Annotated in this window: 2 protein-coding genes; both read right to left on the minus strand. The window is 68.5% G+C overall.

Annotation, left to right across the window (positions count from 1 at the left end):
* Positions 1 to 36: 36 nt before the first annotated feature.
* Entirely contained in the window at positions 37 to 12,225 is a 12,189-nt protein-coding gene (locus tag ERC79_RS05925) for a non-ribosomal peptide synthetase (RefSeq protein WP_131576574.1), read from the minus strand.
* A 116-nt stretch (positions 12,226 to 12,341) separates the two neighbouring features.
* Positions 12,342 to 23,027 (minus strand): non-ribosomal peptide synthetase, encoded by a 10,686-nt coding sequence (locus ERC79_RS05930; protein WP_131576576.1) that lies wholly within the window; start codon positions 23,025 to 23,027, stop codon positions 12,342 to 12,344.
* Between the last annotated feature and the right edge of the window lie 17 nt (positions 23,028 to 23,044).

The following is a 23,044-nucleotide window of genomic DNA, read 5'->3' on the forward strand; positions in this document are numbered from 1 at the left end:
GTGAGAAGGGGCCCGCCGATTCTGTCCGACGCGGTGTCAGGCGCGCAGGTACCTGTCGAGTACGGGTCCGATCACCTCGAGCGCCTTCGGCGAGGTGATCTCGCGATGCAGGACGGCCACGGAAACCACGTCGACGGTCCCGCGGATCGAGTCCCGCCATCCGTCTACGCCCGCCTCCCCCTCCAGATCCGCACTGAAGTACAGTACGTTTCCGTCGAAGTCGGCCGGACGATACCGCTCCAGCAGGGCCGACGAGTGCCGGATCCCGTCCAGGATCCGGTCCCAACGCCCTTCGGTGATCTGATCGAACGGTGCGGGCAGACCCTGCAGGATGTCCTCGACCTTCGCCGCATCGAGGTCCCGTAGAGCGACGTCTCCACCGGCGAGTTGCGCTGCGAAATCACCGAGCAGGTCGGCCAGCGACGGATCCTCCTTGACGGTGGCATCGGGATCAGCGACGTAGCTGTCGAGCATCGCGAGGGTGTGTACCTGTTCCCCCAGCGCACGCAGTTGCACGGCCATCGCGTAGGCCACCGACCCGCCCATCGACCACCCGAGCAGATGGTAGGGGCCGCTCGGCTGAATGCGGCGGATCTCCTCGACATACCGCGCCGCCCACTGCTCGATCGTGGCCGGCAGCTCGGTGTCCTCGCTCAGCGCCGGCGACTGGATTCCGTAGATCGGGCGGTCTTCGGCGACGTAACCGGCCAGACCGGCAAATCCCCAGGACAGTCCGGTTATCGGATGGATGCAGAACAGCGGGGCCTGGTCACCCGACTCGCGGAAGGGCAGCACGACGCCGAGTCCGCCAGATTCGGTGGTGCCCGGCACGGCCGCGGCACCGGCTTCGATGCGGGCCGCGATGCTCGCGACCGTCGGATCCATGAACATCCACTGCAATGGGACATCGACATCGGCCGTGTTGCGCAAGTGGGCGACTACGGTGACAGCGACGAGCGAGTTGCCGCCGAGTTCGAAGAAGTCGTCGTCGAGACCGACCTGTTCGAGCCCGAGCACCTCGCCGAAGGCCTCGGCAACCGCCTTCTCCCACGACGTCGCGGGTGCACGGAACTCGCGGGCCTCGATCACCGGGTCCGGTAGCGCCTTTCGGTCGATCTTGCCGTTCACGTTCAGCGGGAGCGCCCCAAGTTCGACGAACACCGACGGCACCATGTACGACGGCAATGCCTCCTCCAGTGCCGATTCGACCGCTGCGGTGTCGAGCGGGCCGGATGCGGCCGATACGACGTAGGCGACGAGACGGTCACCGGCCCGCGAATCGGTCCACACCGTGACCACGGCCTCGGCGACGTCGTCCCGCGACCGCAGTGCGGCCTCGATCTCCCCCAGCTCGATCCGGAAGCCACGGACCTTCACCTGGAAATCGGCTCGCCCGACGTAGTCGAGCGTGCCGTCGCGGCGCCAGGACACCACGTCTCCGGTGCGGTACATCCGGTCGCCTGCAGGACCGTACGGGTCGGCCACGAACCGGTCGGCGGTGAGCGTCGCGAGACCGTAGTAGCCCCGGGCCAGCTGCGAACCGGCCAGATACAGCTCGCCGGGGACACCGACCGGCACCGGACGGAGACGGTCGTCGAGCACGAGCAAGCGGGTGTTCCATTCGGGACCGCCGATCGGAACCGCGGAACCGTCCACCTCGCCGACCCGCTGCGCGGTCACCGACACCGCGGCCTCGGTGGGCCCGTAGAGGTTGAACAGCTCGGCCGCACCGGCAGTGGCAACCCGGGCCGCAGTGTCCGCAGGCAGCACCTCGCCGATCGCGAGAACGCGGCGCAGCGATTCGGGCAGCCGATCGCCCGACTCGCCGAGCAGTGCCTGCAACATCGACGGTACGACGTGCAGCGTCGTGACACCCTCGCGCCGCATGAGGGCGTTGAGATAACCGGGGTCGCGGTGACCGTCTGCAGCAGCGACGACCACGCGTCCGCCGGACGTCAGGGCAGACCAGAACTCCCACACCGACAGGTCGAACGTCGCCGCGGTCTTCAGCAATGACGCGTCCGACCCGTCCAGCCCGTACTCGTGACGTTTCCACTCGAGTTGGTTGACGATCGCCGAATGGCTCACCGCAACACCCTTGGGGCGGCCCGTCGATCCGGACGTGAAGATCACGTAGGCGGTGTTCGCAGCGCGCAGCGGCGCGGTCCGCTCGTGATCCGCGACCGGGCCGGAACCGAACTCGGCGCCGTCGAAGGTGTCGAGATACACGACGGGAAGATGCGGTTCGGCCTCGAAACCGTCACGCACGGTGGTCAACACACAGAGTGGGTCTACGGTCTCGAGGATGTATCCGGTCCGGTCTGCGGGATGGTCCGGGTCGATCGGCACGTACGCGCCGCCTGCCTTCGAGATTGCGTACATCCCGACGAGCAGTTCGACGGAGCGGCGCATCGCCAGCACCACCCGGGACTCCGGTCCGACACCTATCGCGATCAGCCGGCGCGCGAGACGGTTGACTCGCGCATCGAACTCGGCATAGGTGAGACGCTCTCCCCCGGCGACGACAGCCGGAGCATCCGGAGTGGCCTCGACACATGCGACGAAGAGGTCGACGAGCGTCAGACTCGGGTCGAGCGCGTGCTCGGTGGCGTTCCATTCGGTCAGCGCCCGATCACGTTCACCCGGATCGATCATGGCGAGATCGCCGACCGCAGTGAGCGGGTCCGCGACGACGGCGCGCAGGATCCGGGCGTACATGTGGGCGAACCGCCGCACCGTCTCCTCGGTGAAGAGATCGGTCGCGTAGGTGAAATGGACCGCGAAATCGGCCGGATCGCCCTGCTCGTCGGTGCTGTCGACGATGGTCGCGTGCAGATCGAACTTGGCGAGATCGAAGTCGATCTCGAGCGGCCCGACCTCGAGCCCCGGTAGGGCGAGGGACCCGAGTTTCATGTTCTGGAACGAGAATCCGACCTGGAACAGCGGATGCCGGGACGTCGAGCGAACCGGGTTGAGCACCTCGACGAGACGCTCGAACGGAACGTCGTCGTGCTCGAAGGCATCGAGATCCGCCGTCCGTACACGAGCCAGCAGATCGGTGAACGGCTCCGCCGGATCGACCCGGGCCCGGAGCGCGAGCGTGTTCACGAACATACCCACCAGGTCGTCGAGGGCCGCCTCGCCGCGCCCCGCGATCGGGGTTCCGACCACGATGTCGTCCGATCGGGACAGGCGCGCCAGCAGGACGGCGAGCGCGGCATGCATGACCATGAACGAACTCGCGTTGTACGCCTTGCCCAGCTCGACCAGACCGCGGTGCGTTGCGGCATCGATCTCGGCTTCGACCGTCGCGCCCGCGTACGACTGCTGCACGGGACGAGGACGATCGGTGGGCAGGTCGAGCTGATCCGGGATTCCGGACAGCCGGGTGTTCCAGAATGCGATCTGCTTGGCAACCACCGAAGCGGGGTCGGCCTCGTCGCCGAGCGAGGCCCGCTGCCACAGCGCGTAATCCGCGTACTGGACCGCGATCGGCGCCCAGTTCGGAGCCTCGCCTGCAGCACGCGCGGTGTACGCCGTCATGACGTCCCGGACGAGCGGACCCATCGACACACCGTCGGCAGCGATGTGATGCACCACGAGCGCAAGGACGTGTTCCGTCGGCGTGACCGCGAAGAGTCGCACCTGCAGCGGCACCTCGGATGTGACGTCGAACCGGGTCTTCGCCACCTCGGTGACGCGGGCGAGCAGGTCCGCGGAGGTGACGGCGACCGGCCCGATGTCCCAACCGGACAGCGCCTCCTCGATCGGGAGGACAACCTGATACCCGACGCCGGCAGCGTCCTCGGGGTACCTCGTCCGGAGCGATTCGTGGCGCTCGATGACGTCCGCGACCGCGGCGCGCAGCGCCGACACGTCCAGGTCGCCGGACAGTCGAACCGCGACCGGAATGTTGTTGACCGCAGATTCGGGCTCGAGTCGGTTGAGGAACCACATCCGCTGCTGTGCGAGCGACAGCGGAATCCGCTCCGGCCGCTCCCCCGCGACCAGCGCGGGGCGGCCGTCGCCGACGAGCGACTGTGCGCGGGCGGCGAGAGCTTCCACCGTCGAAGCCTCGAAGACCTCACGGACCGGGATCCGGGCACCGAGGATCGCGCCGAGCCGCGACACAACCTGGGTCGCGATCAGCGAGTTTCCGCCCAGATCGAAGAAGTCGTCATCCAATCCGACGTGACCGACGCCCAGGACGTCCGCGAACACCGCCGCAACGGTCTCCTCGGCTGCGGATACGGGTGCCCGGAACTCCTTGGCCTCGAAGGCAGGTACCGGCAGCGCCCCGCGGTCGAGCTTGCCGACCGGGGTCAGCGGCACCTCGTCGAGGAGCACGATCGATACGGGCACCATGTACGACGGCAGCCTCGACTGCACATGCCGGGTCACCGCCGCGACCTCGACGCCCGCGTCGGCAACGAGGTAGGAGACGAGCGCCGTCTGCCCCGACGGCATCGACTGCCCCAGCGTCGCCGCGAAGGTCACGCCGGGGTGCTCGGTGAGGGCCGCATCGATCTCGCCGAGCTCGATGCGGTAGCCACGCACCTTGATCTGGAAATCGGAGCGGCCGACGTACTCGATCGAATGGTCGGTGGCACTCCCCGCAGCTCCGCCCGCCCCAGTGGTCCAGCGGACGACGTCACCGGTCCGGTACATTCGCTCACCCGGCTCGCCGAACGGGCTGGCGACGAAGCGATCCGAGGTCAGCCCCGGGCGACCCCGATATCCGCGGGCGAGCGCGCCTCCGGTGAGGTAGAGCTCGCCGGACACACCGACGGGTACTGGTTGGAGGCGGTGGTCCAGGATGACGGCACCGACTCCCGGAACCGGGGCCCCCACGGTGACCGGCTTGCCGGCGAACAACTCGCATCGAGTCGAGACGATCGTGGTCTCGGTGGGCCCGTACGCATTGAAGAACTGCCGATCCGGCGCCCACCGGCCCACCAGTTCGCTGGTGGAGGCGTCGCCGCCGACCGACAACAGCCGCAGATCGTCGAGTCCTCGGGCATCCATCGACCCCAGGACCGCGGGGGTGATGATCGCGAGGCTCACGCGGCGCTCGCTGAGCAGCGAATGCAGTTCCGCACCACCGAGGATCGACGGCGGCACCACGACGAGTTCGGCACCGACCGCGGCCGCCAGCATCCACTCGAACACCGACGGGTCGAAGCTCGGACTACAGATGTGCAGCACCCGGTCGGACGCCGTCACGCCGTAGAGATCGACCGACTGGTCCACCAGACCCGAAAGACCCCGGTGCGTCACCGCGACCCCCTTGGGACGCCCCGTCGAGCCCGACGTGTAGATCACGTATGCAACGTGATCGAGGCGCAGCGGCGCAGTGCGATCGGCATCGCCGACCGGCTCAGCCGATCGACCCTGCGCCGCGGCCTGCCGCTCGAGGTCGTGGAGCGACCACCACTGCACCGCCTCGGGCAGTGCCCCGGTGTCGGCCGCGATACCGAGCACGGCCCCCGAGTCGGTCACCATGTGCGAGACCCGGTCGGACGGATAGGTCGGATCGACGGGCACGAACGCGGCCCCGGTCTTCGCGACAGCCCAGACGCACAGCACCATCTCCCACGAACGCGGAAAACTCAGCGCCACGACACTTTCCGGGCCGACGCCCGCGGCAATCAGCTCACGAGCCAGGGTGCTCGACCGCTCGTCCAGCTCGCGGTAGGTCAACGTGGTCGCATCACAACTGAGCGCGGCACCGTCCGGGTTGGACGACGCGCTCCGGGTGAGGATGCCGGCCAACGTCTCCCGATGCGGGACGGCGGGACCCGCGATGCGGGTGAGCTGGTCACGTTCCACGACTGAGAGGAGCTCGAGGTCGCCTACCGGCCGTGCCGCGTCCGCGGCCACCGATTCGAGAATCCGCACGAACCGCTCACCGAAGAGCCGCATCGACGACTCGTCGAACAGATCGGTCGCGTAGGTCAATGCGACGACCATGCCCGTCTGCGCCGTGTCCGCGTCGACGGTGTCCGCGACCGTCACCTGGAGATCGAACTTGGCCAGTGCGACGTCGAAGTCGACCCCCGACACCGTCAACCCGGGCAGCTCCAGCGATGGCTGCTCGATACTCTGGAAAGCCAACGCCACCTGGAACAGTGGGTGCCGAGCCTGGGAGCGCTCCGGGTTGAGTACCTCCACGAGCCGCTCGAATGGCACATCGGCGTGCTCGAAGGCCGCGAGATCGGACGCGCGTACCTGTGCGAGCAGTTCGGCGAACGGGCGGTCTCCGCGGACATCGGCGCGCAGGACGAGGGTGTTGACGAACATGCCGATGAGGTCGTCGAGCTCGGCCTCACCACGGCCCGCGACGGGGGTGCCGATCGCGATGTCCGTGGTGCCGCTGAGCCGGGCGAGCAACACCGCCAGTGCTGCGTGGACCACCATGAACGGAGTGGCGCCGTGCTTCCGGGCCAGCCCGTCGACTGCCGACGCCAATGCCGCGTCGATAGAGAACTCGTACGTGGCACCACGATTGGATGCGATCGCGGGTCGCGGGCGATCGGTGGGCAGGTCCAGCTGGTCCGGCAGGCCCGTGAGGGCCGTCCGCCAGTAGCCGACCTGCTTCGCGATCGTCGATTCCGGATCGTCCTCCGAGCCGAGTGCCGTGCGCTGCCACAGCGCGTAGTCGGCGTACTGCACCGGCATCGGGGCCCACTGCGGGGCCGCACCAGCCGAGCGGACGGCGTACGCCGTCATCACATCCCGGGTCAGCGGCCCCATGGAGAAGCCGTCCGCCGCAATGTGGTGGAGCACGAGAACCAGAACTCTCTCGGTCTCGGCGATCTCCAGCACCGCGGCCCGGACGGGAACCGTCGCGGTGACATCGAATCCGGTTGTCACCAGCTCCGCGACCCGCGCGACCGTCTCCGACTCCGTCACGTGCTCGACCGTCAGCGTCACGGCGCCGTCCGCCGGAACGATCTCCTGGAATCCGACACCGTCGATCTGCGGGTAGTAGGTGCGCAGCGACTCGTGCCGCTGCACCACATCGAGCATCGCCGCGCGGAGAGCCTCGACATCGAGGTTCCCCGACAAGCGGATCGCGATCGGCACGTTGTTGACGGCGGAGTCCGGATCGAGCCGGTTCAGGAACCACATGCGCTGCTGCGCGAGAGACAACGGAATCCGTTCGGGCCGCGGCTGTGGCGCCAGCGGGACGCGGCCCCCGGTCGCGGACAGCGCGGGCAGCCGCTGCGCGAGCTCCTCCACCGTCGATGCCTCGAACATCACTCGCACCGGCACCCTGGCGTCCACTGCGGCGCCGAGCCGGGAGACCACCTGGGTCGCGACCAGCGAGTTGCCACCGAGCTCGAAGAAGTCGTCATCCAATCCGACGCGGTCGACGCCGAGTAGATCCGCGAACACTCCCGCGACGATCGTCTCGGCCGGCGTGGACGGCTCCCGGAACGCCTTCGATTCGAACACCGGCGCCGGTAGCGCCTTCCGGTCGAGCTTGCCCGCCGAGCTGAGCGGGAACTCGGCCAGCACGACGACCGCCGCGGGCACCATGTACGACGGCAGCATTCTCGCTGCGGCACTGCGAAGTTCGGACGCATCGAGATCGCCGACCGAATGATCCGCCACGACATACCCGACGAGTCGATCGTCGGCCACGGCCACCACGGCTGCCTGCGCGACACCTGGCTGCGAAGCCAGTGCGGACTCGATCTCGCCGAGTTCGATGCGCAATCCGCGGATCTTGACCTGGAAGTCGGTACGGCCCAGGTACACCAGCTCACCCTCGTTGGTCCACCGCACCAGGTCGCCGGTCCGGTACATCCGCCGGCCGGCATCGAACGGGCTGGCAACGAACCGGTCGGCCGTCAGATCGGCCCGGCGGTGGTACCCGCGCGCCAGCTGGGCACCGGCAAGGTACAGCTCACCGGCGACACCGATCGGCACCGGACGTAGCCGCGCATCGAGCACATGAGCCCGCGTGTTCCACACCGGCCGTCCGATCGGCACGCTCGCACCCGGCGGACCGGTGAGCTCGTGGTACGTCGTGGTGATGGCAGCCTCGGTCGGACCGTAGGTGTTGTGCAGCGCGCCCGAGCAGTGGGCGCGCAGCTCGTCGGCCAGCTCGGCGGTCAGCTCTTCTCCGCCGGCGAACAGGTGCCGAAGCGAGGCCAGCGCGTCGCCCTCCCCCTCGGCCAGCAGCGCCGCCAGCACCGACGGCACGAACTCGGCCACAGTGATGCGGTACTCGCGCATCAGCGAGGCCAGGTAGTCCAGTTCACGGTGTCCGCCGGGCCGGGTGATGACCAGATGCGCACCGACCGACGACGGTAGGAAGCACTCCCACACCGAGACGTCGAAGGTGAACGGGGCGCGCTGCATGATCCGGTCCGCAGCAGTGACCGCGTACTCGTCCGCGAGCCAGCGCAACTGATTCACGATCGCGGCATGGCCGATCGAGACGCCCTTGGGTCGGCCCGTCGATCCGGACGTGTAGATGACGTAGGCGGTGTTGGTCTCGCGTAGCGGCCGCAGTCGATCGGCGTCGGTGACAGGCGCGGCGTCGTACTCGTCGAGCTCGAGGCCGTCGAGCTCTACGTGCCGCTGCCCGTCCGGCAGTACCGCGGTGTACGCCGAGGTGGTCAACACCAACTCCGGTGCGGCCGAGGACGATACGTAGGCGATGCGCTCGGCGGGATGTTCCGGATCGATCGGCACATACGCGCCGCCGGCCTTGACGATCGCGTACATTGCCACCAGCATCTCGAACGACCGCTCGAGCGCAAGTCCCACCAGCGACTCCGTGCCCACACCCTGCGCGATCAGAAACCTCGCCAGACGATTGACACGGATGTCGAACTCGCGGTAGGTCAGCGACTCCCCCTCGAACGACAGTGCCGGCGCGTCGGGGCGGGCAGCGACCTGCGCGTCGAGCAGGTCCACCAGGGTTCCCGGCTCCACGACGCGCACCGCGTCACCGGACGCCGCGACGAGGGCGCGGCGCTCGGCCGGATCCTCGATCTCGAGCAATCCGATCCGAACGTCGGGCCGGGCGACAACGTCCGCCAGGATCCGCGAGAGTCCGTCGACGAGTCTGCGAGCGGTCGGCTCGTCGAACAGGTCGGTCGCGTAGGTCAGGTGGACGTCGATACCGGCTGCGTGACCGGAATCGTCGTGGAGATCGGCGCACACGAAGTCCAGGTCGAACTGCGTCGTGGCGACGGACGCATCCACAGCCTCGATGCTCAGCTCGCCCAGGGCGAATGCGGACCGGTCGAGGTTCTGGAACGCCAGGCTCACCTGAAACAGGGGCGAGTAGGACTGCGAGCGAACCGGATCCACGGCTTCGACCAGACGCTCGAACGGCAGGTCGGCGTGCTCGAACGCTGCAAGGTCGGTGTCTCGAACCGCCGCGAGCAGATCGACGAACCCGAGGTCGTCATCGACCGCCGCACGCAACACGAGCGTTCCGACGAACATTCCGATCAGATCGTCGAGCGCGGCCTCACCGCGGCCGGCGACCGGGGTTCCGACGACGATGTCGCCGGTCCCGGTGTAGCGCGCCAGCAGCACTGCCAGGGCGGCGTGGACGACCATGAACGGCGTCGCGCCGTGTGCCCGGGCGAGCTCCTCCACCCCCGCATGCACATCGGCGTCCAGGCGCACGGTACGGGTCGCTCCCCGGCCGGACGCGATCGCCGGCCGGGGACGATCAAGAGGAAGATCGAGCACGTCGGGAAGTCCGGCGAGTGCGTTCGTCCAGTACCCGATCTGGCGGGACAGCACACTGTCGGGATCGTCGTCGGATCCGAGCACTTCCCGCTGCCACAGCGCATAGTCGGCGTACTGCACCTGCAGGGGCGCCCAGCCCGGTGCCTGACCGGTCGCGCGCGCCGCGTACGCCGTCATCACATCACGCGACAGTGGGCCCATCGAGAAGCCGTCGCCCGCGATGTGGTGCACCACTACCGCGAGCACGTAGTCGTCCTCCGCGAGGCGGAAGAGGCGAGCACGCAACGGCACCTCGTTCGTGACGTCGAAGGGGGTCCGGACCCAGTCGGTGACCCGGTCGAGCAGCTCGCCTTCGGGAACATCCGCCGGGTCCAGGTCCGGGATACCCAGCCCGACTTCGAGAACCTGTTGGAAGCAGACGCCGTCGAATGTCGGATAGACAGTTCGCAGCACTTCGTGCCGCGCCACGACATCCGCGACCGCGGTCTGTAGCGCGTCCTCATCGAGCGAACCGGACATCCGCAGAACGAGAGGGATGTTGTAGGCGGACGATTCGGGATCGAACCGGTTCAGGAACCACAGCCGCTGCTGCGCCAGGGACAACGGAATCCGCTCGGGGCGCGGACCTGCCACCAGCGCCTTACGTGCCCCCGAGCCCGTGCGCTCGGACACCAGCGCTGCGAGCGCTTCCACCGTGGATGCCTCGAACACTGCCCGCACCGGAATCTGTGCATCGACGGCTGCCGACAGGCGCGAGACCACCTGTGTCGCGATCAGCGAGTTGCCGCCGAGCTCGAAGAAGTCGTCGTCGAGTCCCACCCGCGGGGCATCGAGCACATCGGCGAACACCGACGCGACAAGGTTCTGCGCCGGAGTGACCGGTGCCCGGAACTCTCGAGCCTCGAACACCGGCGCCGGCAACGCCTGCCGGTCCAGCTTGCCCACGGGTGTCAGCGGGATCTCGTCGAGAACCATGACCGTTGACGGCACCATATGCCGCGGCAGGGATCGGCCCACGAACCCGAGCAGCGCCGAAGTGTCGACGGTGCGCCCAGCGACGTAGCGCACATAGGCCACGAGAACCTTGCTGCCCGTGACCGATTCGTGCGCGAGGACCGCCGCAAAGTCGACGTCGTCGTGGTCGGTGAGCGCCGCTTCGATCTCACCGAGCTCGATGCGGAAGCCGCGGATCTTGACCTGGAAGTCGGAGCGTCCGACGTACTCGAGCTGCTGGTTCGCGTTCCAGCGCACGAGGTCGCCGGTGCGGTACATCCGGGTACCGGGCTCACCGAACGGGCAGGCGACGAATCGCTCGGCGGTGAGCGCGAATCGGTCGTGATAGCCGCGGGCGACACCGGGGCCGCAGACGTAGAGCTCACCGGCCACGCCGACCGGCGCCGGGCGCAGCCGGTCGTCGAGCACCGCCAGTGCCATACCCTGGGTGGGGCCGCCGATCGTGATCGACTCGCCTGGGGTCAGCGGATCCGAGATTGCCGTCATGATGGTGGTCTCGGTGGGGCCGTAGCCGTTGAAGAACCTGCGTCCGGCGATGGCCCAGCGGCTGACGAGCTCGGGTGGGCAGGCCTCGCCGCCGACAACGACGTCGAGGAAGGTGTCGAGGCCCGTGGGATCGACCGATGCGAGCGCCGCCGGTGTCACGAAACCGTGCGTGACCCGTTGCGTCGCAATCAGTTCTGCGAGGTCATCGCCGCCGTACACCGTCGGCGGCGCGATCACCATCGTCGAACCGGCGCCCACCGCGAGGAGAAGCTCGAGAACCGAGGCGTCGAAGCTGGGCGAGGCAAAGTGCAGCGTCCGGGCCGCCGGGGTGAGCTGGTACCGCCGGACCTGTTCAGCGCAGAAATCGCCCAGACCGGCCTGGGTGACAACGACGCCCTTCGGACGGCCGGTCGAACCGGACGTGTAGATCACGTACGCGGGATCGGCGTCGGCCAACATGCGGGTGCGGTCGGCGAAGGAGATCGGTTCCGGGGAGCGTTCGGAGAGTGCGCGTTCGAAGTCTTCGTCGAGGACCAGCCACTCGACGGAGTCCGGAAGAGAGTCACGAGATTCGGCGGTCGTCAGTCCTAGGACGACGCCGGAGTCCGTGACCATGTGCGCGACACGGTCGGCGGGATAGTTCGGGTCGACAGGCACGTACGCGGCCCCGGACTTCGCGACACCCCACACGGACGACACGGACTCGATGGAGCGCGGAACGGCCACCGCAACGCAGTCACCGGGTCCGATGCCCTGTTCGATCAGGACTCGGGCGAGCCGCGAGGACCACTGGTCGAGGTCCGCATAGGAGCGGGCGCGGTCGCCGCACACGAGCGCGATGGCCGATGGGTCCCGCTCGACGGCCATCGCCAGCAGCTGCGGCAACGTCGTCGACCGGGAGCGGGCCCGCCGTGCCGGGCGCTGCCTGCGCTCCGGGCGCGGACGCCTGGTGCGCTTGCGCTCGTCCCCGTCGCTCCCGTTCAGTTCCCGACTCTGCTCACTCATGCGTTCCGAACACCTCGTGTGTCGATCGCCGACACGTGAGGACTTGGCATCTCGCAACGCACCACAATGACTCTTTCCTTACACATACATCGCCCGAACAAACCATCATTATCGCCTCACGCGAACCACGCTTCCGCATCGGCGACGACCCGCCGGACGTCCTGCCGTTGCTCCGGCGGAGCTCCGTCGGTGAGCACCAGGACCTCGAGATCCTCGAGTTCCTCCATGTCGACGGCCTGCGCGCACGCTGCCGACACGAATGCATGGGTCACCCATTCGTCGGCCAGAATGTCGGTGACGTTACTGCCCGGTACTTCGGTGACCACGGTCACCGCCCCCGCGGTGGAGGCCAGGAGTAACGCTGTGGCCCACCACACACCACTCACAGGACCGGTGCACACGACGCGCGACTCGTAGGTGACGTCGTAACGCGCTCGATCGCGTTCCGCGAGCGCGACCAGGTGCCCGTGGGTGATGGACCATGAACCGTCGGACGCGGTGAGGGCGGGATCCTCGGGACCCAGACGACGGATCCGCTCGGAGTATCCGACCGGCCTTCCGGACTGCTCGTCGATGCGGATGCGGCTCGCGTCGGCGTCCAGCACGATCCATTCCACACTGTCGGGGAGACCGTCGGCATACGCGGATGTCGTGATGCCGATCTTCGCCGCCAGCTCCGACGGGCCCCGATCCGCGTCCGCCGCTGCCGTGTCGATCAGAGTCAGCGCCGCGCCGGATTCGAGCACGGCCCACGCCGCGACCACCGCATCGACCGAACGGGGCACCGCGACGGGCACGCAATGACCAGGGCCGACGCCCTCGGCGATCAGCAGGCGCGCCAACCGGGACGACTGCTCGCCGAGCTCACGGTAGGTGGTCTCCGCACCGTCGCCCGAAATCGCGGGGGCCTCGGGATCGGCCTCGACGACGGCGGCGAGGACCTGCGGCACAGTCCGGTCGCTGGGCTCCACGGCTCCGGTGGAATCGACCCGCCCGCTCCGCCCGGTCGACGTCGAGATTCCCTGCAGCAGCACCCTTTCCTGCTCGGATGCGATCTCGATGTCGCCGATCACCGCGCCGGAGTCCGCGGCGACGGCCTCGAGGATACGGACGAACCGCCGGCCCAGCATCGCGGCGGTGGATTCGTCGAACAGATCGGTCGCGTACGTCAGTACCGCTTCCAGGGCTCCGGAATCCGCCGGAACCAACGTCAGCTGAAGATCGAACTTCGCCGCCGGCTCGGTTCCGGGAACCCCGCTCACCGTCAACCCGGGTAGCTCGAGGCTCGCCTGCTCCTGATTCTGGAATGACAGCACCGTCTGGAACAGCGGGTGCCGGGCGGTGGACCGGACCGGGGCCACGGCCTCGACCACGCGCTCGAATGGCAGGTCCGCGTTGCCGAATGCCGACAGGTCCGTCTCGCGTGCACGCGCCAGAACCTCCGCGAACGTCATCGACGACGCGAGCTCGGTACGCAGTGCGAGGGTGTTCACGAACATTCCGACCAGGTCGTCGAGTTCGGCATCGCCGCGTCCGGCGATCGGCGTACCGATCGTGACATCCCAGGTCCCACTCAACCGCGCCAGCAGCACCGCGAGTGCGCTGTGGGCGACCATGAAGAGCGAGGCATTCTGCTGCCGCGCCAGGGATTCCAGAGCCACGTGCAGTTCGGTGGGGACGGTGAATCCGGTCTCGGCTCCCCGCATCGACTGCACGGGTGGCCGAGGACGGTCGGTGGGGAGGGCCAGCAGATCGGGTGCGCCCGAGAGGGTCCGCGCCCAGTACTCGAGCTGGCCCGCGGCCGCCGTGCCGGGCTCCTCCGCGGAGCCCAGAATGTCCCGCTGCCACAGCGCGAAGTCCGCGTACTGCACCGCGAGCGGCGTCCACCGCGGCGCCTCGCCCTGCACGCGAGCGGCATACGCCGTCACCAGGTCCCGTGCGACGGGTGCCATCGATACGCCGTCGGCACTGATGTGGTGCACCACGAACGCGAAGACGTGGTGGTCGGGACCGGTGCGGAACAGCCCGGCCCGCAGCGGAACTCCCACCGTGACGTCGAATCCGCCACCGAGCAGCTCGGTGATCCGACGGTGCAGGGCGGTCTCGTCCTCGGCCACGATCGGCGTGAGATCCGCCCCGACACAGTCGACGGACATGATCACCTGATGCGGGCCGTCGGCGTCCTCCGGGTAGTACGTGCGCAGCGCCTCGTGGCGCCCGAGAACGTCGCGCAGCGCGGTCTGCAGAGCGGCGACATCGAGGTTGCCGGTCAGCTCCATCGCCAACGGAATGTTGTACGTGGTCGACTCCGGCTCGAGCCGGTTCAGGAACCACATGCGTTGCTGCGCCAGCGAAAGGGGGATCCGTTCCGGCCGCACACCGGCCACCAGCGGCTTCCGGCCGGCGCCGTCAAGGCGCGCGACCCGAGCCGCCAGCGCCTCCACCGTCGATCCCTCGAACAGCAGCCGTACCGGCACCGTCGTGTCCAGGGCCGCACCCAGACGCGAGACCACCTGCGTGCCCACCAGCGAGTTGCCACCGAGGGCGAAGAAGTCGTCGTCTCGACCCACTCGCTCGACTCCGAGCACATCCGCGAACACCCCGGCGACGATCTCCTCGACCGGGGTGACCGGGGCACGGAACGCCGTAGCCTCGATCACCGGCTCCGGCAACGCCTTCCGGTCGAGCTTGCCGGACGGGTTCAACGGGAAATGGTCGAGGACGACGAACACGGACGGCACCATGTACGACGCGAGCGAGGTCGCCAACTCCGCCTGCACGGCCCCGGTGTCCAGGCTCCGGCCAGAAGCCGGAACCAGGTAGGCCACCAGCTGATCCGCCTTCGCCAGTACCGCTGACTGCGCGATGGCCGACTGCGCGAGCAGTGCGGCCTCGATCTCACCGAGCTCGATCCGCAGACCGCGCAGTTTCACCTGGAAATCCGTGCGGCCCAGGTACTCGAGCTCACCCCCGGCATTCCACCTCACCAGGTCACCGGTGCGGTACATTCGCTCACCACTGCCGGAGAACGGATTCGGGACGAACCGCTCTGCCGTCAGGTCGGCGCGGCCGAGGTAGCCGCGGGCCAACTGCGCGCCCGCAAGGTAGAGCTCACCCGCCACCCCCGCCGGCACCGGGTGCAGGCGGGCGTCGAGCACCAGGGCACTTGTGTTCCACGCGGGCGCACCGATCGGCACGCCGGCACCGTCGAGACCAGCCACGGTCTGCCGGGTCGCCTGCACCGTGGCCTCGGTCGGCCCGTACACGTTGTGGATCGCCGCACCGGTGATCTCGCGCAAGCGCGAGACCGTTCGCGCGGTGAGTGCCTCACCGCCACAGAACACCTGGGTCAGCGATGCCGCGCCGGCGCTGCCGAGGTGGTCGATCGTCGCGTCGAGCACCGACGGCACGAACTGCGCCACCGTCACCGCGTGATCGCGGATCACCGCCGCCAGCGCGGTCGGATCACGATGGGCATCGCGGGGCGCGATCACCGCGCTCGCACCGGTCTGCAACGGCCAGAACAGCTCCCAGACGGATGCGTCGAATGTGAACGGGGTCTTCACGAGCACCCGATCCAGCTCCGTGAGGCCGTACTCGTCCTGCATCCACAGCGACAGGTTCGTCGCCGAAGCATGTGTGACGGCAACGCCCTTGGGGCGGCCGGTCGAGCCGGAGGTGAAGATCACGTAGGCGGTGTTCGCGCCACCCAGTGGTGACCGGCGGTCCGCGTCGGCGATCGGTCCATCGGAGTACCCCGAGAGCTCGAGCGAGTCCACCTCGGCGACCGGCGTGCCGTCGGCCTCGATGTGATTCTCACCGGCGGTTCGCAGCAGCAGGACCGGCTGGACCAGTTCGAGGACGAAACGGCCCCGCTCGACCGGCTGATCGGGATCGAGCGGCACGTATGCGCCACCGGCCGCGAGCACGGCGTGCACCGCCACGAGCAGGTCCGTCGACCGCCCCATCGCGACGGCGACGAGGGATTCGGGGCCGACGCCCTGCGCGATCAGGAAGCGGGCCAATCGGCGTACCCGAGAAGCGAACCCGGCATACGTGAGCGCCGCATCATCGGACACGACGGCGGTTGCCTCCGGCGACGCTGCCACCTGCGCGTCGAACAGTTCGACGAGCGTCGACGGCGCGACCGCGCGCTCCGGCCCGCTCCATTCCGTCAGCACGCGGTCGCGTTCGACCGCCGACAGGATGTCGATATCCCCGGTCGTCACCGATCCGTCGGCCGTCACCGCCTGCAGCACCCGCTGGAAGCGTTCCGCAAACGCGATGACGGTCGACTCGTCGAACAGATCCGTCGCGTACGTGAGGTCCACCGCGAGCATGGGCGGGTCGGACTCGCCGGCCGATTCCGACACCGTCACCTGCAGATCGAACTTCGCGACGGCCGTGTCGAACTCGACACCAGCAACTGTCAGACCTGGGAGTTCCAGGGACGCGCTACCGAGGTTCTGGAAGGTCAACATCACCTGGAACAGCGGGTGCCGTGCCTGCGACCGCGGCGGATCGAGTGCCTCGACCAATCGCTCGAACGGCACGTCGGCGTGTTCGAACGCGACCAGATCCGACTCACGAACGACAGCGAGCAGGTCCTCGAACGTCCGGTCCGGCTGCACGTCGGTCCGGAGCACGAGAGTGTTCACGAACATGCCGACCAGGTCGTCGAGCGCGGCCGCGCCGCGGCCCGCGACCGGAGTGCCGATCACGATGTCGCAGGTGCCACTCAGCCGCGACAGCAGTGCCGCGAGAGCCGCGTGCACCACCATGAACGGGGTCGCACCGTGTGCGCGCGCGGTCGCGTCGATTCCCGCTCGGGTCTGCGCGTCGATCGAGAAACGATGCGAGGCTCCCCGATTCGACGCCACGGCCGGACGCGGACGATCCGACGGGAGGTCCAGTTGATCGGGCAGCCCAGCCAGGGCCGCAGTCCAGTGGTCGAGCTGGCGGGCGATCGGCGAGTCCGGTTCGTCCTCGGAGCCGAGAACCTCGCGCTGCCACAGCGTGTAGTCGGCGTACTGCACCGCGAGCGGTGCCCAGCCGGGCAACACACCGGTCGACCTCGCAGCATAGGCCGTCACGACGTCGCGGCTCAGCGGACCCATCGAGAAGCCGTCGGCGGCAATATGATGTGCGACCAAAACGAGTACGTGCTCGTTCGCCGAGAGTGCGAACAGCCGCACCCGGACCGGTAGATCGGTCGTCAGATCGAATCCGGACGTCACCATCGATTCGATCCGGCCGAGCAGTTCCGTCTCCGAGACCCGTTCGACCGAAAGGCCCGTCATCGCCTGGGCCGTGGGCAGGATCAACTGGTGCCCCGTGCCGTCGATGTCGGGGAACACCGTCCGCAGCGACTCGTGCCGGTCGAGAACGTCGCCGATCGCGGCCTGCAGGGACTCGACATCCAATGCGCCCGACAACCGGATCGCGAGCGGAATGTTGTTCGCGGCCGACGCGGGCTCGAATCGGTTCAGGAACCACATGCGCTGCTGCGCCAGTGACAGCGGGATCCGTTCGGGGCGTGACATGGCGGTCAGTTCCCTCGTGGTGCCGACCGCCGCGCCTGCGACGCGAGCCGCCAGGGCCTCCACGGTCGACACCTCGAACAGCATCCGAACCGGAATCTGGGTCTCCAATGCCGCGCCCAGCCGGGAGGCGACCTGGGTCGCAAGCAACGAGTTACCGCCCAGGCTGAAGAAGTCGTCGGCGAGCCCCACCCGCTCGGCGCCGAGCACGTCGGCGAACACCGCGGCCACGGCTTCCTCGATCGGTGTGGACGGCGCCCGGAACACTGCTGCCTCGAACTCCGGCTCCGGCAGGGCCTTGCGGTCCAGTTTGCCGCTGCCGGTGAGCGGTATCTCGGAGACCACGACCACCGCGGATGGAACCATGTACGACGTCAGCGACCGCGCCGCGAACTCCTCGAGCGCGGCCACGTCGATCGCACGATCTTCCGCGGCGACGACGTACGCGACGAGCTGTTCCCGAACGACCAGTACAACGGCCCGCGCGACGGATTCGTGTGCAGCCAGGACCGATTCGATCTCACCGAGCTCGATCCGGAAGCCACGCAGCTTCACCTGGTCGTCGGCCCGGCCCACATACTCGAGCACGCGGTCCGAGCTGGTGCGCACGACATCGCCGGTACGATACAGCCGGGTGCCGGGCGCTCCGAACGGGTTCGCGACGAACCGCTCAGCCGTCAGTCCGGGACGGCCCAGATAGCCTCGCGCGACGCCGGCACCCTCGAGATACAGGTCGCCGGACACCCCCGCCGGCACCGGCCGCAGCCGGGAGTCGAGCACGTACGCGGTGGCGCCGCGGATCGCGCGGCCGATCGTGACGGGCTCCCCCGGTACCAGCGCATCGGAGATGTTCGACGCCACGGTCGCCTCGGTGGGGCCGTAGGCATTGAACAGCTGCCGTCCGGGGGCCCAACGGGACACGAGGTTCGCCGAGCATGCTTCTCCGCCGACCACAACCACGCGCAGGGCATCGAGCCCCGCGGGATCGATCGATGCCAGCGCCGCCGGCGTGATGAAGGCGTGCGTGACGTGCTGCGTGCGAAGCAGGTCGGCCAGCTCGCGACCGCCGTAGATCGAGGTCGGCGCGATCACCATGGCGGCACCCACGCTGAACGCCATCAGCATTTCGAGGATCGAGGCGTCGAAGCTGGGCGACGCGAAGTGCAGGGTACGGGCACGGGCCGAAAGCCCGTACCGCTCGATCTGTTCGGCCGCGAACGCGGCGAGTCCGGCGTGCGTGACGACTACGCCCTTGGGCAGACCCGTCGATCCCGACGTGTAGATGACGTATGCGGGGTGGGTCACGTGCAGCGGGCACAGCCGATCGGAATCGGTCACCACGGACTCGGACTCGGATGCCACTTGCTCGGCAGTTTCCGGCTCGTCCAGCAGCAGCCAGGAGAGCGCGCCCGGCAGCGATTCGATGTGCTCCGCGATCGTGATACCAAGTACTGCAAGGGAATCCGAGACCATATGGGCGACCCGGTCGGCCGGGTAGTTGGGGTCGACGGGAACGAACGCGGCACCGGACTTCGCGACTGCCCAGACGGCCGTGACCGACTCGATCGACCGGGTCAGCGCGACGGCCACCACCGTCTCCGGACCGGCACCGCGCGCGATCAGGGCCCGAGCGAGCCTGGACGAACGCTCGTCGAGCTCTCGGTAGGTGACAGTCTTGTCGCCGGACACGAGTGCGATCGCGGACGGATCGCGACCTGCGGCTGACCGGAGAATCTGAGGGAGGGACGCCGATTCGATCGCAGACTCACCGGCGGCGGTCAGCAGGGATGCCTCAGCCTTGTCGAGGATCTCGATGTCACCGACCACCACGGACGGGTCGCTCGCGACCGCACCGAGCACTCGCAGAAACCGCTCCGAGAACGCGCGCATCGTGGCCGCATCGAACAGATCCGTCGCATACGTGAGGTCGACGTCGAATCCTGCTTCACCCGAATCGGGCTCGGCGAGCGTCACCGCCAGATCGAACTTCGCGACGGCGGCATCGAAGTCCACGCCCGCGACGGTGAGGTCACCGAGGACAAGTTCGGTCCGGTCCAGGTTCTGGAACGAGAGCACCACCTGGAACAGCGGATGCCTGGCCTGCGAGCGGGCCGGGCTCAGGATCTCCACCAGCCGCTCGAACGGCACGTCGGCATGACCGAATGCCTCGAGATCGGACGCGCGAACCCGCGCGAGCAGTTCGGCGAACGGTAGATCACCTCGGACGTCGGTGCGCAGCACGAGCGTATTGACGAACATGCCGACCAGGTCGTCGAGCGCCGCCTCGCCGCGGCCCGCGACGGGCGTGCCGATCGCGATGTCGGTGGTGCCGCTGAGCCGGGCCAGCAGCACCGACAGCGCGGCGTGCACCACCATGAACGGTGTCGCTCCGTGTTCGCGCGCGACGGCGTGGAGTCGGGTCGCGAGCTCCACATCTATCGAGAACCGATGCGATGCACCAATATTCGAGGCGATAGCGGGACGCGGGCGGTCCGTGGGCAGATCCAGCCGATCGGGCAGGTCGGCGAGAACGCTGCGCCAGTGGTCCACCTGGCGAGCGATCAGCGATTCCGGATCGTCCTCGCTGCCGAGCACCTCGCGCTGCCACAGCGCATAGTCCGCGTACTGCACGTCGAGTGGCGCCCAGGCCGGCAGGTTTCCCGTCGATCGCGCGGCGTAGGCGACCATCACGTCACGGGTCAGCGGTCCCATCGAGAAGCCGTCGGCGCTGATGTGGTGGACCACGACGACGAGCACGTGCTCAGTGGCGGACACCGCCAGCAATCGCAGCCGGATCGGGACCGCTGCCGTGACATCGAATCCCCGCGAGATCGTCTCCTGGATCGCGCCGACGATCTCGGCTTCGGAGATCGACTCGGCGTCCAGGTCGACGGTGGCCTCATTCGCGGCCAGGATCACCTGGTGCGCGGCGCCGTCACGTTCCGGGAACACCGTGCGCAGCGATTCATGGCGAGCGACAACGTCGTTCACCGCTCCACTCAGCGCGGCGACGTCGAGCGAGCCCGACAGCCGGATCGCCACGACGATGTTGTTCGCCGCGGAGTCGGTGTCGAACCGGTTGAGAAACCACATCCGCTGCTGTGCGAGCGACAGCGGCACGATCTCCGGGCGCGGCTGCGGCACAAGCGGGGCGCGCGTGTCGCCGCCCGCGGCGACCTGCGCGGCCTGTGCGTCCACGAGAGCCGCGAGCCGGGCCACGGTCGGCGCATCGAAGAAGTCGCGCACGTCGATATGGATGCCGAGATCGGCGTTGATCCGCGCGACGACGCGAGTCGCGCTCAGCGAGTTGCCGCCGAGGGCGAAGTAGTCGTCGTCGACGCCGATCCGATCGGCGCCCAGGACCTCCGCGAACGTCGCGGCGAGCATCTCCTCGGTGGGGGTGCTCGGGGCCCGGTACTCGCTCGCGAGCGACGAGAAGTCCGGCGACGGAAGAGCCTTGCGGTCGAGCTTGCCGCTGGCGTTGAGCGGGAACTCCGCCAGCGCGACGAACAGCGACGGCACCATGTACTCGGGCAGGCGCGCGCTCACCGCGGCGGCGAGTTCGTGTCGGTCGACGTCGGCGCCGCCATCGGTGACGACGTACGCGACGAGGTGATCGCCCAGGTCCGCGTCGGCGTGCACCACCACAACGGACTGCGAGACGGCCGGGTGGTCCAGCAGCGCCGACTCGATCTCGCCGAGTTCGATGCGCAGACCGCGCAGCTTCACCTGGAAATCGGTGCGGCCGATGTACTCCAACTCGCCCGAGTGACCGAGTTTGACGAGGTCACCAGTCCGGTACATGCGGTCGCCGGGGGCGCCGTACGGGTCCGCGACGAAACGGTCGGCCGTCAGATCCGGGCGCTGCAGATAGCCGCGCGCCAGCTGGACGCCCGCGAGATACAGCTCACCCTCGACACCGTCCGGGACTCGACGCAGTCCCTCGTCGAGCACATAGAGGTCGGTGTCGACGACCGCGGCACCGATCGGAACGGTCGTCTCGTCGGCCGCCGTCACCTCGTGGAACGTGACGTCGACGGCGGCCTCCGTGGGCCCGTACAGGTTGTGCAGCGAGGCGTTCGAGACCTCCCGGAACCGGGCGGCGGTCTGCGGCGGCAGCGCCTCACCGGAGGCGAATACGTTCCGCAGCGTGGTGACATCCGCCGCGGACTGCTCGGCAACGAACACCGAGAGCATCGACGGTACGAAGTGCGCAACCGTGACACCGCACTCGATCATCGTGCGCGCGAGATACGCGGGATCGCGATGACCGTCGGCTGCCGCGATCACCAGTCGCGCTCCGGCCTGCAACGGCCAGAAGAACTCCCACACCGACACGTCGAACGTGAAGGGCGTCTTCTGCAGCACCACGTCCGCGTCGGTCATCGGGTACATGTGCTGGCGCCAACGCAGATTGGCGACGATCGCGCCGTGCCCGACCGCGACGCCCTTGGGGCGCCCGGTGGAACCGGACGTGAAGATGACGTACGCCAGGTTCTCCGCCGACAGCGGCGCCGACCGGTCCGAGTCGGTGACCGGCGCGTCCGAGCTGTCCTGCAGATCCAGGCCGTCGATCGGCAGGATCGGGGTCTCCGTGTCGAGGGTCAGCCCGTCCCGGGTCGTCGTGAGGATCACCACGGGACGCGCGATGTCGAGTACGTAGCCGAGCCGGTCGGCGGGATGGTCGGGGTCGAGCGGAACGTAGGCGCCGCCGGCCTTCACGATCGCGTACATGCCCACGAGCAGGTCGAGCGAGCGTCGAATTCCCAGGCCCACCAGGGTATCCGGGCCCACACCCAGCCCGATCAGGTACCGGGCCAGTCGGTTGGCACGCGCGTCGAATTCGGCGTAGGTGAGCGTCGCGCCGTCGAACTCGAGAGCGACGGCGTCGGGCGTCTGCGCGACCTGCGCGTCGAACAGCGACACGAGGGTGTCCACCGGCGCGATCGCGTCGGCGCCGAGGACCGCGCCGGCATCGACGAACAGCGCATCCAGCAGTCCTGCCAGGCCCCCGGTCTCGGGCGACTCGAGCAGACCGGGCACCAGACTGGAGAGCGCCACCGGTACGAGTGCGTCGAAGCCGAGCACCCCACCCATCGCGGCATCCAGCGTGTCGATCTCCGCCTTCAGCCGGGCATAGGTGACGGTGATCTCACCGCGCTCCAAAGCGATCCGGTCGGGATCGACGCCGAGAACACCGTCCAGCAGCCGTGGCAGATCCTCCACCGTGAACGTGTGGGCTCCGGGATTCTGGGCCGTCATGTACTTCTGTCCTCCCG

The sequence above is a fragment of the Rhodococcus sp. ABRD24 genome, from assembly GCF_004328705.1.
Lineage (GTDB): Bacteria > Actinomycetota > Actinomycetes > Mycobacteriales > Mycobacteriaceae > Prescottella.

Bases quoted from the DNA above. Each gene is read 5' to 3' on its own strand.
- ERC79_RS05925 (WP_131576574.1), bottom strand. From the start codon at position 12,225: ATGAGTGAGCAGAGTCGGGAACTGAACGGGAGCGACGGGGACGAGCGC.
- ERC79_RS05930 (WP_131576576.1), bottom strand. From the start codon at position 23,027: ATGACGGCCCAGAATCCCGGAGCCCACACGTTCACGGTGGAGGATCTG.